This window comes from Azospirillum sp. HJ39, from assembly GCF_041507355.1.
Classification (GTDB): Bacteria; Pseudomonadota; Alphaproteobacteria; order Azospirillales; family Azospirillaceae; genus Azospirillum; species Azospirillum thiophilum.
The window spans coordinates 106,801-119,152 of the sequence record NZ_CP167912.1 but is presented as its reverse complement, the minus strand read 5'-3'; the positions used below and the strand labels follow the sequence as shown (position 1 = coordinate 119,152).

The 12,352-nt window shown below is 69.3% G+C and carries 8 protein-coding genes; 3 read left to right on the top strand and 5 right to left on the bottom strand.

Going from position 1 to position 12,352, the window contains the following annotated elements; genetic code table 11:
* Positions 1-3: 3 nt before the first annotated feature.
* From ABMY26_RS28190 to ABMY26_RS28170, 5 genes are all read right to left on the bottom strand, one after another.
* Positions 4-1,458 carry an aldehyde dehydrogenase family protein gene (locus tag ABMY26_RS28190; protein ID WP_372399488.1) on the bottom strand — a complete coding sequence of 485 codons (1,455 nt, stop codon included), beginning with the start codon at positions 1,456-1,458 and terminating at the stop codon, positions 4-6.
* A 46-nt stretch (positions 1,459-1,504) separates the two neighbouring features.
* A complete protein-coding gene (locus tag ABMY26_RS28185) occupies positions 1,505-2,488 on the bottom strand; it encodes a ketopantoate reductase family protein (protein WP_372399487.1) in 984 nt (327 codons plus the stop codon).
* Positions 2,489-2,507: 19 nt separating this feature from the next.
* Positions 2,508-4,298: a TRAP transporter large permease subunit gene (locus ABMY26_RS28180; protein ID WP_372399737.1), complete on the bottom strand. Its 1,791-nt coding sequence runs from the start codon at positions 4,296-4,298 to the stop codon at positions 2,508-2,510.
* A gap of 172 nt (positions 4,299-4,470) precedes the next feature.
* Entirely contained in the window at positions 4,471-5,118 is a 648-nt protein-coding gene (locus ABMY26_RS28175; protein WP_372399486.1) for a TRAP transporter small permease subunit, read from the bottom strand.
* A 110-nt stretch (positions 5,119-5,228) separates the two neighbouring features.
* Positions 5,229-6,314 (bottom strand): TRAP transporter substrate-binding protein, encoded by a 1,086-nt coding sequence (locus tag ABMY26_RS28170; RefSeq protein WP_372399485.1) that lies wholly within the window; start codon positions 6,312-6,314, stop codon positions 5,229-5,231.
* A 518-nt stretch (positions 6,315-6,832) separates the two neighbouring features.
* Here ABMY26_RS28170 and ABMY26_RS28165 point away from each other — a divergent pair.
* From ABMY26_RS28165 to ABMY26_RS28155, 3 genes are all read left to right on the top strand, one after another.
* Entirely contained in the window at positions 6,833-9,508 is a 2,676-nt protein-coding gene (locus tag ABMY26_RS28165; protein ID WP_372399484.1) for a 2-oxoglutarate dehydrogenase E1 component, read from the top strand.
* A 58-nt stretch (positions 9,509-9,566) separates the two neighbouring features.
* Positions 9,567-11,267 (top strand): acyl-CoA dehydrogenase family protein, encoded by a 1,701-nt coding sequence (locus ABMY26_RS28160; RefSeq protein WP_372399483.1) that lies wholly within the window; start codon positions 9,567-9,569, stop codon positions 11,265-11,267.
* Between the two features lie 114 nt (positions 11,268-11,381).
* On the top strand, positions 11,382-12,341 hold the full coding sequence (locus ABMY26_RS28155; RefSeq protein ID WP_372399481.1) for a LysR substrate-binding domain-containing protein: 960 nt from the start codon (positions 11,382-11,384) through the stop codon (positions 12,339-12,341).
* The last annotated feature ends 11 nt before the right edge of the window (positions 12,342-12,352 follow it).

Sequence of the window (12,352 nt, the reverse complement as noted above, 5' to 3'; positions counted from 1 at the left end):
GCGTCACAGCGCGCGGTAGGCCGTCTTGATGATGGTGTAGAACTCGATGGCCGAGCGTCCCTGCTCGCGCGGGCCATAGCTCGACATCTTCCGGCCGCCGAACGGGACATGATAGTCGACGCCCGCCGTCGGCAGGTTCAGCATGGTCATGCCGGCCTGGATGTTGGCCTGGAAATGGCGGGCATGCTTCATCGAGTTGGTGACGATGCCCGACGACAGGCCATAGTCGGTGTCGTTGGCGACGGCCAGCGCCTCCTCGTAATCCCTGACGCGGATGACGCTGGCGACCGGGCCGAACACCTCCTCCCGGTTGATGGTCATGGCGTTGCTGGTGTCGGTGAACAGGGCCGGGGCCAGGAACCAGCCGCGCGTCGGCCGCTCCAGCCGGGTGCCGCCGGATGCCAGACGGGCGCCCTCGCCGAGGCCGGTGTCGATGTACTGCAGGTTCTTGGCCAGCTGGAATTCGTCGATCACCGGGCCGATCTGCGTTTCCGGCTTCAGGGCGTGTCCGACGCGCAGCGCCGCCATCCGCTCCACCATCGCGGCGACGAAGGCGTCGTGGATGCTGTCCTCGACGATGAAGCGGCCGGTGGCGGTGCAGCGCTGGCCGGCATGGAAATAGGCGCTGTTGACGCCGATGTCGGCGGCGCGTTCCGGATCGGCATCGCCAAGCACCACCAGCGGGTTCTGGCCGCCCAGCTCAAGCTGCACGCGGATCATGCGTTCGGCGCAGCGCACGGCGATGCGCCGTCCGGTGTTGACCGACCCGGTGAAGGACACCGCGTCCACCGCGTCGACCACCGCCGCGCCGACCTCCGGACCGGCGCCGACCACCAGATTGAACAGGCCGGCCGGCATGCCATGCGCCTCCAGCGCCGCCGCGACGATGCGGGTGACGGCGATGGAGATGCCGGGGGTCTTTTCCGACGGCTTCCAGATCACCGCGTTGCCGAAGGCCAGCGCCGGGGCGATCTTCCACATCGGCGTGGCGACCGGGAAGTTCCAGGGCGTCACCAGCCCGATGACGCCGACCGGCTCGCGCGTCACGTCGACCTCGACCCCCGGCCGCACCGAGCCCAGCGTCTCGCCCGGCGCCCGCAGCGCCTCGGCCGAGAAGAAGCGGGCGAGATGGGCGGCGCGGACGATCTCGCCCAGCGCGTCGGGGATGGTCTTGCCGCCTTCGGCGGCGGCGATCCGCGCCAGTTCGTCCTTGCCGTCGAACAGCGCGCGGGAGATGGCGTCGAGCACCAGGGAGCGCTGTTCCACCGTGGCGGCGCGCCAGTGCGGTTGGGCGGTGCGGGCGGCGGCCACCGCCTCCGCCACGTCGTCGGCGCCGGCCAGGGAGTAGGAGCCGGCCAGCTCGTCCAGGTCCGACGGATTGAAGATGTCGAGCCGGTCGCGGCCCGGCCGCCAGCTGCCGGCGATGAAGTTGGTGAGCGGACGGGTATCGGGGGACATGTCGGGTCTTCTCCGGAAATCGGTTCGTTCGGGGCTGCGGCCGGGATCAGCCGGCGTGCGCCGCCCGCTCCTTCAGGGCGGTCAGCGCCCACAGCGTCTCGATGGTCGGCACCGGCACGTGGCGGCGGCGGGCCAACTCCAGGACGGCGGTCACGATGGGGTCGATCTCCATGCTGCGTCCCGCCTCGAAATCCTGCAGCATCGACGGCTTGTGGCCGGGGACGCCGCTGCCGCGCGCCAGCCTTTCGTCGATGTCGTCGGGCAGCTCGACGCCCCAGGCGCGGGCGACGGCGAGGCATTCGCGCATCAGCCGGCCCTGGACGGCGGCCATGCCGGGGGCCTGCTCCATGGCGCCCATGGTGGCGCCGGTCAGCACGCTGGTCGGGCCGACAGCCATGTTCAGCATCAGCTTGCTCCACAGCGGCACGCGGATGTCGGCGGGCAGCCGGGCGGTGGCGCCCGCCGCGGTGAAGCTGTCGGCCAGCGCCGCCAGCTTTTCGGCATGGTCGCCCGGCCTCGGTGCGCCGAAGGCCAGCACCGGCATGGCGGTGTGGGCGACGAGTCCCGGTTCGACCATGCGGGCCGGCAGCACCTCGATCACGCAGGCGGCGATCCGCTCCGGGCCGATGGCCGACCACAGGGCGCCGCCGGGATCGACCACCTCCAGCGGCTCCGCCGTCACGCCGTCCCCGGCGCCGTGCAGATACCACCAGGGAATGCCGTTCTGCGCCGCCACCACCAGCGTCTCCGGCCCGCAGAGCGCCGGGAAGGCCGGGGCCAGGGCCGGCAGCCCGTGCCCCTTGACCGTCACGATCACCACGTCCTGCGGACCCAGATCGGCGGCGTCGTCGCTGGCCCGCGGCCGGCAGGTCAGCGTGTCCTTCGGCGTCCGGACGGTCAGGCCGCGTTCGCGGATCGCCGCCAGATGGGCGCCGCGCGCCAGCAGCGACAGGTCGTGCCGGCCGGTCGCGGCGAGATATCCGGCCAGCGCCCCGCCCACGGCGCCGGCCCCTACGACGGCGATGCGCATATCGCTTTCCCTTCCTGTCTCACTTGAATTCCAGCGGCGGCAGCGTGTCGTCCAGATTGTCGCCCAGTCCCTGGAATTGCTCCTCGATCTGCTTGTCGTCGAGTTTCACGGCAGTCGACTTGTAATGCATGACCATCTGCGGGAAGGCGATCACCAGCGCCACCATCACCAGCTGGATGACGACGAAGGGCACCGCTCCCCAATAGATCTGGCTGGTCAGGACGGGCGCCGTCTGCTTCTTCGTCACGCGGTCGATGTAGGGCAGCTTCGGCGCCACCGAGCGCAGGAAGAACAGCGAGAAGCCGAAGGGCGGGTGCATGAAGCTGGTCTGCATGTTCACCGCCAGGATGATGCCGAACCACACCAGATCGATGCCGAGCCGGTCGGCGGCCGGGGCGAGCAGCGGGATGACGATGAAGGCCAGCTCGAAGAAGTCGAGGAAGAAGGCCAGCAGGAACACCATGACGCTGACCGCGATCAGGAAGCCCATCTGCCCGCCCGGCAGCGAGACCATCAGCTCCTCGACCCAGACATGGCCGTTGACGCCATAGAAGGTCAGCGAGAACACCCGCGCGCCGATCAGGATGAACAGCACGAAGGCCGCCAGCTTCGCCGTCGAGTAGGTGGCCTGACGGACCATGTCGAGGGTCAGCCGCTTCTTCATCGCCGCCAGCGCCAGCGCGCCGACGGCACCCATGGCGCCGCCCTCCGTCGGGGTGGCGAGGCCGATGAAGATGGTGCCGAGCACCAGGAAGATCAGTGCCAGCGGCGGCACCATGACGAAGGTCGCCTGCTCGGCCATGCGGGAGATCAGGCGCCGGCCGCTCGCCCGTTCCACCAGTGCGACGGCCAGGGCATAGAGCGCACCCGCCGCGACGGAATCGCCGAGCAGCGCCCAATTGGTCCAGCCGTTCAGCGTCAGCCACGCCGCCCCCGCGGTCAATGCCGCCGTCACCGCGGCCTGAAGGACCAGGCGCTGTGCGCCGAAGGTCCGGTTGAAGGTGGCGGCCAGGAAGGCCACCAGCACCGCCACCGACAGCAGCAGCACGACATAGTCGGCACCGGACTTCACCCCGGTGCGGCCCATCACCCAATAGGCCACCGCACCCGAGAACAGGGCGAGCAGGCCGAGCTGCCAGACGCCGCGCGTCCCGTTCGGCTCGCGGTAGGCGATGGCCTCCGGCGGCAGGCCGGGGGCGGCCTTGGGGAAGATCATCGAGACGACGAAGACATAGAGCGCATACAGGCCCGACAGCAGCAGGCCCGGCACGAAGGCGGCCTCGTACATGTCGCCGACCGAGCGGCCGAGCTGGTCGGCCATGACGATGAGGACCAGCGACGGCGGGATGATCTGGGCCAGCGTGCCCGAGGCGGCGATGATGCCCGACGCCAGCCGTCGGTCGTAGCCGTAGCGCAGCATGATCGGCAGCGAGATCAGCCCCATCGAGATGACCGAGGCGGCGACCACGCCGGTCGTGGCCGCCAGCAGCGCGCCGACGAAGATGACGGCGTAGGCGAGGCCGCCGCGGATGGAACCGAACAGCTGGCCGATGGTGTCGAGCAGATCCTCCGCCATGCCGGAGCGTTCCAGCACCAGCCCCATGAAGGTGAAGAAGGGCACCGCCAGCAGCACGTCGTTGTTCATCGTGCCGTAGACCCGCTCCGGCAGCGCCTGGAACAGGTCGGGGCGGAACAGGCCGATTTCGATGCCGATCAACCCGAACAGCAGGCCGTTGGCGGCCAGCGCGAAGGCGACCGGGTAGCCCAGCAGCAGCATCACCACCAGAACGGCGAACATGATCGGCGCCATGTTGTGGCCGAACCAGCCGCGCCAGCCGTCCTGTTCGGCGAGCGCGCCGGCACCCGGCACCGGCAGCACATAGAGGGCCACGGCGACGGCGGCCAGCAGCAGCAGCAGGGAGATGACGGACAGCCGGACGGCGCGCGGCGAAAGGGAGGGGGACGTCATGTTCATCGCGCGCCTACCGGCTGGGAATGGTGTCGGGATGGGTGGACCGTTCGCGCTCGGCGGCAAGCAGCCGTTCGGCCTCCGCCTCGGCAGCCGCCTGATGGCCTCCGGCCCGCTGGGCCTCACCCTCCAGATGGCCGGTCATGACCGCGGCACGCTTGACCAGTTCGGACAGGCCCTGGATGAACAGGATGGTGAAACCCAGCGGAATCAGCAGCTTCGCCGGCCATTGCGGCAGGCCGCCGGCATTCATCGACTGTTCCTCGATCGCGATGGAGGAAAGGGCGAACGGCCAGGAGGTGATCATCATCACCAGGCTGAAGGGCAGCAGGAAGGCCAGATGGCCGAACAGGTCCACGCCGTCGCGCACGCGCTTGGTCAGCATCGCGTTCACGATGTCGATGCGGATGTGCTCGTCCTCCTTCAGCGTCCAGGGGGAGCAGAGCAGGAACACGGCGGCGAACAGCACCCATTGCAGTTCCAGCCATGAGTTCGAGCTGACGTCGAACAGCTTGCGGATGACGGCGTTGACCGCCGATACCAGGATCGCCAGCAGGATCAGCCAGGATATCGCCTTGCCCAGCCGCGCGGTGACCGCATCGACCAGCCGGCAGGCCCCGACCAGGGCTGTCATCAGGGGGGAGGGGGTGGGGCTCGTCATGGGGGCAGCTTCTCCCGGAATGGCCGGTCGCGAACGCCGCGACGACGCCATGGCCGGGGCCGGCTGTGCCGAACCCGGCCATGGCTGGGAAATCGCAGGATCGGGGCGGATCAGCGCCGGGTCAGGCGAAGGACCGCACTGTCATAGGCGTATTCCGACGCCTGCACCCACAGGTTCGAATCGTTCTGGAAGCGGCGGTAGCTCTCGTAGAACTTCTTGAAGGCCGGATTCTTCTCCGACAGCTCGTCATAGAGCTCCATCGCCGCCTTGTGGCTGGCCTGCAGCACGTCCTGCGGGAAGGCGCGCAGCTTGGCGCCGTTGGCGACGACCCGCTTCAGCGCCGCCGGGTTCAGCACGTCGTAGCGCGCCACGCTGTCGACGTTGGCCAGCGCCGCGGATGCGGTCAGGGCCGCCTGGTAATGCTTGGGCAGGCTGTTCCAGCGGTTGGTGTTGATGAAGAAATGCTGGAGCGAGGTGCCGTCCCACCAGCCCGGATAATAATAGTTCGGCGCGATCTTGTAGAGGCCGAGCTTCTCGTCGTCATAGGGGCCGTTGAATTCGGCGGCGTCGATGGTGCCGCGTTCCAGCGCCGGGTAGATGTCGCCGCCGCCGACCTGCTGCGCCACCACGCCGAGCTTTGCCAGGATCTGGCCGCCCAGGCCGGAGATGCGGAACTTCAGCCCCTTGAGGTCGTCGACACTCTTGATCTCGTTGCGGAACCAGCCGCCCATCTGGGAGCCGGTGTTGCCGCCGGCGAGCGCCTTCAGATTGTAGCCGGCATAGAACTCCTCCAGGAGCTTGCCGCCTTCGCCGTGATAGAACCAGGCGTTCTGCTGGCGGGTGTTCAGGCCGAAGGGCAGGCAGCAGCCGAAGGCGAAGGTCGGATCCTTGCCGACATAATAATAGGACGCGGTGTGGCACATCTCCACCGTGTCGTTGCTGGCGGCGTCCAGCGCCTGCAGCGCCGGGACCACCTCGCCGGCGGCGAAGACCTGGATCTGGAACTTGCCGTCGGTGGCCTCGGCGAGATTCTTCGCCATCACCTCGGCGCTGCCATAGAGCACGTCGATGTTTTTCGGGAAGCTGGACACGCAACGCCAGCGGATCGTCGGCTCCGACTGTGCGATGGCCGGTGCGGCGAGCGTGGAGGCACCGGCGGCGACGGCGGCACCCTTGAAGAATTGACGACGCTTCATGCTGTTTTTCCTCCCGAAATTCTTGTTGTGTGACGGCACGATGCCGGCCCGGCGCGTTCTGTCTCTGTTGTCGGAAAGAGATCGTTCTTCCCGCTGACGCTGGGAAACCACCCAATTTTCCGACCTTCGACGATGCTCCCGCTTTCTCCTTTGCACATCTTCCGTGGAGTGGATGGCGTGTGTTCCAGGATCGACAAGGATTGTCCGGGAACGGCCGGGGACGAGGTGTGACCCTGACAGTGGAGCAACCCGCCGCACAGAGGAATGTGTTTCGTGGGCATACCAGCCATAAGCTGGGCAAGCCGTCAGTCATACGGATCATTGGGCCGAATCCGGCGGCAGGCTTCGGAACCGGGGCCGACACGGACGGTTTGCTATGCCCGCAATGAATATCTGGTACAGGCACGCCATGCGCTCCGCACGGCGCGGCCGGCCGATAGTCTGTGGAGGATTTTTCCCAACCGCCTCTCCAACCGCCATCAACCGACGGATGTCCAATCGCATGAACGGTGTGCGCCATGTCTAGGCTGTCCTCTCCGCTCAACGCAGCCGGGGCCGCCTATCTCGAAGCGTTGCAGGAGCGCTTCCGCGACGATCCCGCCTCGGTGGACGTGAGCTGGCGCGCCGTCTTCCAGATCCTGGACGAGCTGGGTGCCGTCGCGCCAGGGGCTCCGGCACCCGGTCCTGCGGTGGCCGACCCGTCGCCGCTGCTGCTGCGTGACGAGATCCGCCAGCGCGGTCATGCCGTCGCGGCCCTCGATCCGCTTGGCCGCGCGGCGTCTCCCGCAGCGCCGGCGTCCGAGGATGCCGAGACCGCAAGGCTGCGCCGGCTCTACCAGGGGACGCTGACGCTGGAGACTGCCCATATCGACGATCCGGCGCTGCGCTCCTGGCTGCGGGAGGCCTATGAGGGTGCGGGCGCCGTTCCTCCGGCCGAGGCCCGCCGCAGGGCGCTGGCGCTGCTGAGCGCGGCGGAGGAGTTCGAAAGGCTGCTGGGCACCCGCTATCCGACGAAGAAGCGGTTCGGGGCGGAAGGGATCGAGACGCTGATCCCGCTGCTCGACCGCATCCTTGCGGCGGCGGCGGCGGCGGGCGTCACCGAGGTCCAGGTCGGCACCATGCACCGCGGCCGGCTCAGCCTGATGGCCAATGTGCTGGGCAAGCCGCTGGTCGAGCTGTTCGCCGGCATCAAGGGCATGCATCCATTCCTGGCCGACCCGCCGGTTCCGGCCGACGTGCCCTATCACATGGGGGTGGAAAGCAGCCTGTCCTTCGGCGACCGGACGCTGGCGCTGACCCTGTCGCCCAACCCGTCGCATCTGGAGGCGATCAATCCGGTCATCATGGGCCGGGCGCGGGCACGCCAGGATCTGGCCCGCGATCAGGGTGGCGATTCCAAGCGGGTGCTGTGCGTGCTGCTGCACACCGACGCCAGCGTGATCGGCCAGGGCAGCGTGACCGAGGCGCTGCAACTGTCCGGCGTCGCCGGCTTCACCGTCGCCGGCACCATCCACATCGTCGTCAACAACCAGATCGGCTTCACCACCGAGCGTGACGAGGCGCGGACTTCGCTCCATTGCACCGGCCTGTGGAAGGCGGTGGACAGCCCCATCCTGCACGTCAATGCCGATGACCCGGACGCGGCGCTGCGGGCCGCCGACCTCGCCGTGTCCTTCCGTCAGGCGCACGGGCGCGACGCGGTGATCGACCTCGTCGGCTACCGCCGCAACGGGCACAACGAGATCGATGAGCCACGCTTCACCCAGCCGCTGGACTACACGGCGATCGAGGGGCACCCGCCGGTCCGTGCCCTCTATGCCGGGCGGCTGGCCGCCGATGGGGTGGTCGGGGCCGATGCCGCCGAGACTCTGGCTGCCGACCACAAGGCCCGCTTCCAGCAGGCGCTGGCCGCGGCATCCGACCACCGGCCGAACCATGACGGCTTCCCTGGCGGCCGCTGGGCGCCCTTCGCTTCCGGCGGCACGGCTCCCGCCGAACCGGACACCGGCATTGCTCCCGACCGGCTGCAGGGGCTGCTGGCGGCGCTGGCCGCCATCCCGGACGGGTTTGCGGCCGACCGCAAGGTCGAACGCGTCATCCGCCGCCGGGCCGAGGAGCCGCTGGACTGGGCGACCGGCGAGGCGCTGGCCTTCGCCACGCTGCTGGCCGATGGAACGCCGGTGCGGCTGACTGGCCAGGACGTGGTGCGCGGCGCCTTCTCCCACCGGCATTTCGCGCTGACCGATGCCGTCACCGGCCGCCGCCATGTCAGCCTGAATCATCTGGGCGTGGAACAGGCCCGGTTCGAGGTGGTCAACAGTCCGCTGTCCGAATATGCCGTGCTCGGCTTCGAATATGGCTATAGCCTGGAGCGGCCCGACGCGCTGGTGATCTGGGAGGCGCAGTTCGGCGACTTCGCCAACGGCGCGCAGATCATGATCGACCAGTTCATCGTCAGCGCCGAAGACAAATGGCGCCAGCCCTCCGGCCTCGTCATCCTGCTGCCGCACGGGCTGGAGGGGCAGGGGCCGGAGCATTCCTCCGCCCGGCCGGAACGCTTCCTCCAGATGGCGGCGCGCGACAACATCCGGGTGGCGCACCCGTCCACCCCGGCGAACTACTTCCACCTGCTGCGCCGGCAGATGTTGCGCGGCGACCGCAAGCCGCTGGTGGTGCTGAGCCCGAAGACGCTGCTGCGCCTGCCCGCCGCGGTGTCGGCACTGGCCGACCTTGCGCCCGGCACCGGGTTCCGGCCGGTCGTCGCCACCGCCGGGGAGCGGGCGGAGCGCATCCTGCTGTGCAGCGGCAAGCTGGCCTACGAGCTGGAGCGCGAGCGCGCCGCCCGGGGGGCGGAGGATGTGGCGGTGGTGCGGCTGGAGATGCTGTATCCCCTGCCGGAGGCCGAGCTGTCGGCACTGTTCCGCCGCTGGCCGGGCGCGTCCTGCGTCTGGGTGCAGGAGGAACCGCGCAATCTGGGCGCCTGGAGCTATCTCGACCGCCGGCTGGAGGCGGTGCGGGTATCGGCCGGCTGTGCCGAACCGCGCGTCGCCTGCGTGGCCCGCGCCGAGGCGGCCTCGCCGGCCGGCAGCTTCCACGGCGACCATGATGCCGACCAACGCCGGCTGGTGGAGCAGGCCTTCGCCGGGCTCGCCGTCTCCCTGCCGTCGCGCGAGAAGGCTGCTGCGGCGGAGTGACGACCCGGCCGTCCCCCGCGGCGGCCGGACTGGACAACAAGAACCGAGGAAACGCGCCATGTCTTCCACCTCCACGGCTTCCACCACCACCGGCTTGCCGCTTCTGCTTTCCGACCTGTTGCCGGCCACGGCGGCGGCGCTCGACGCGGTGGCGCGGCTGGCCCAGGCCGCCGAACGCGGCGTCGCGGCGCTGGTGGCGCCGGACGGCCGCGTTGATGCAGCGGCGCTCGACCGCCATCAGGTGGCGGCGCATGGCTTCGCCTGGGGCGCCACCTATGCCGAGGCGCTGCGCCAGATGCGCGGCTGGGCGGAGCGGCTGGACCGCGCCGGCCGGCTGGGCGAGCTGGAATCCTGCATGCTCCAGGCGGCGTTCGGCGAGTATCTGGCCCAGCTCGACGGCGGTCTGGCGATGAGCCAGGGCGAGATCGTCCGCCCTGCCGATTTCGGGCTGGACGAGGAGGAGCGGGCCGCCTTCCGCACCGACGCGGTGCGCCGGCTGATCGCCGCCGGCAACGCATCCGGCCTGCGGCTGCGCATCGCCGAACTGCTGGCCGATGCGCTGCATGGCGGCGGCTTCGGCGCCGCGGCGCTGGAGGACGAGGCGCTGGACATGGTGCGCGACCAGTTCCGCCGCTTCGTCGCCGACGCGGTGGAGCCGCATGCCCATGACTGGCACCTGAAGGACGAGCTGATCCCGCTCGCCGTCGTCGAGCAAATGGCGGAGATGGGCGTGTTCGGCCTGACCGTGCCGGAGGAGGATGGCGGGCTCGGCATGGGCAAGCTCGCCATGTGCGTGGTGACGGAGGAGCTGTCGCGCGGCTACATCGGCGTCGGCTCGCTCGGCACCCGGGCCGAGATCGCCGCCGAACTGATCCGTATGGGCGGCACCGCCGAGCAGCGGGCGCGCTGGCTGCCGCGCATCGCGTCGGGCGAGATCCTGCCGACCGCCGTCTTCACCGAGCCCAACACCGGCTCCGACCTGGGCAGCCTGCGCACCCGCGCGGTGCTGGAGGGTGATACCTATCGCGTCACCGGGGCGAAGACCTGGATCACCCATGGCAGCCGGTCGGACCTGATGACGCTGCTGGTGCGCACCGATCCGGACGCTCCCGGCTATCGCGGCCTGTCGATGCTGCTGGCCGAGAAGCCGCGCGGCACCGAAACGGACCCGTTCCCGGCCGAGGGCATGAGCGGCGGCGAGATCCCGGTGCTGGGCTATCGCGGCATGAAGGAGTACGAGATCGGTTTCGACGGCTTCGCCGTTCCGCGCGGGAACCTGCTGGGCGGGGTCGAGGGCCAGGGCTTCAAGCAGCTGATGGCGACCTTCGAATCCGCCCGCGTGCAGACCGCCGCCCGCGCCGTCGGCGTGGCGCAGAACGCGATGGAGCTCGGCCTGCGCTATGCCCAGGAGCGCGTCCAGTTCGGCCGTCCGCTCACCGCCTTCCCGCGGGTCGCCGGCAAGCTGGCCTGGATGGCGGTGGAGACGATGATCGCCCGCCAGCTGACCTATTTCGCCGCGCGCGAGAAGGACGGCGACCGCCGTTGCGACATCGAGGCGGGCATGGCGAAGTTGCTGGCGGCGCGGGTGGCCTGGTCGAACGCAGACAACGCGGTGCAAATCCACGGTGGAAACGGCTATGCCGTCGAATATCCGATCAGCCGCGTGATGTGCGATGCCCGCATCCTGAATATTTTCGAGGGCGCGGCGGAAATCCAGGCCCAGGTCGTCGCCCGCGGTCTGCTGTTGCGCCGCAACTGAGGACTGCAACTGAGGACTGCCGGCCGGGTGCAACCGACCTGCCGCGACCACGCTTGTGCCATACCGGCGTATTCGCTATTCGACGGGGAGACCGAAAGACGAGACCCGCCCGCCATGGAACTTCTGGAACTGCGCTATTTCGTTCAGGTGGCCGACCTTGGCAGCTTTTCCAAGGCGTCGGTCAAGCTGGGCATCACCCAGCCGGCGCTGAGCCGGCAGGTCCAGAAGCTGGAGCACGAGCTGCGCACCAGCCTGTTCTACCGCCATGGCCGCGGCGTCTCGCTGACCCAGCAGGGGCGCAAGCTCTACGACGTGGTGCGCCATCTGCTGGGGGCGCTGGCCGAGATCAAGGAGGAGATCCAGGATCAGTCGGAACGCCTGACCGGCTCGGTCACGCTGGGGCTTCCGCCGTCGATCTGCGCCACGCTGGGCGCCCCGCTGGCCCGCCGCTTCCACGAGAATTATCCCGACGCCACCTTGCGTATCCATGAGGTGTTCAGCGGCACGCTGCTGGAATGGGTGGAGGGCGGCCGGCTCGATCTCGCCGTTCTCTACGATGCCCGGCGCGGGCGCAGCATGCTGTCGTCGCCGCTGCTGGTCGAAAACCTGCTGCTGGTCCAGTCCGCCAAGGAGGCCGGGGCCGTCGACGACGGGCCGGTCGGGGTGGAGATGCTGGGCGACCTGCATTTCGTGCTGCCCGGACTGGAGAACGGCCTGCGCCGGGTGGTGGATGCGGCGGTGCGGCGGGCCGACATCGATCTGCAGGTCGATATGGAGATCGATTCCGTCACCGCCATCAAGCAGCTGGTGGAGGAGGGGATGGGATCGACCATCCTCCCCTTCGGCGCCGTCCACCGCGAGGTGCGCCAGGGCCGGCTGGTCGCGCGCGAGATCGCGTCGAAGGACATGCATGCCATGCTGGTCACTGCGACCCCGCTGCACCAGCCGGTGTCGAAGGCGACGCGCGCCCTGCTGCGGCTGATCCATGCCGAGGTCGTCAAATGCGTCGCCAACGGCGTGCTGAAGGGCAAGGTCGTCGCCCCCGGCAGCGCGGGGGAGACCGGTGCGGCCTGATTCGGCCGGCA

Excerpts from the sequence above, each read along its gene's own strand:
- ABMY26_RS28190 (WP_372399488.1), bottom strand. The coding sequence starts at position 1,458 with ATGTCCCCCGATACCCGTCCGCTCACCAACTTCATCGCCGGCAGCTGG.
- ABMY26_RS28185 (WP_372399487.1), bottom strand. The coding sequence starts at position 2,488 with ATGCGCATCGCCGTCGTAGGGGCCGGCGCCGTGGGCGGGGCGCTGGCC.
- ABMY26_RS28180 (WP_372399737.1), bottom strand. The coding sequence starts at position 4,298 with ATGGCGCCGATCATGTTCGCCGTTCTGGTGGTGATGCTGCTGCTGGGC.
- ABMY26_RS28175 (WP_372399486.1), bottom strand. The coding sequence starts at position 5,118 with ATGACGAGCCCCACCCCCTCCCCCCTGATGACAGCCCTGGTCGGGGCC.
- ABMY26_RS28170 (WP_372399485.1), bottom strand. The coding sequence starts at position 6,314 with ATGAAGCGTCGTCAATTCTTCAAGGGTGCCGCCGTCGCCGCCGGTGCC.
- ABMY26_RS28165 (WP_372399484.1), top strand. The coding sequence starts at position 6,833 with ATGTCTAGGCTGTCCTCTCCGCTCAACGCAGCCGGGGCCGCCTATCTC.
- ABMY26_RS28160 (WP_372399483.1), top strand. The coding sequence starts at position 9,567 with ATGTCTTCCACCTCCACGGCTTCCACCACCACCGGCTTGCCGCTTCTG.
- ABMY26_RS28155 (WP_372399481.1), top strand. The coding sequence starts at position 11,382 with ATGGAACTTCTGGAACTGCGCTATTTCGTTCAGGTGGCCGACCTTGGC.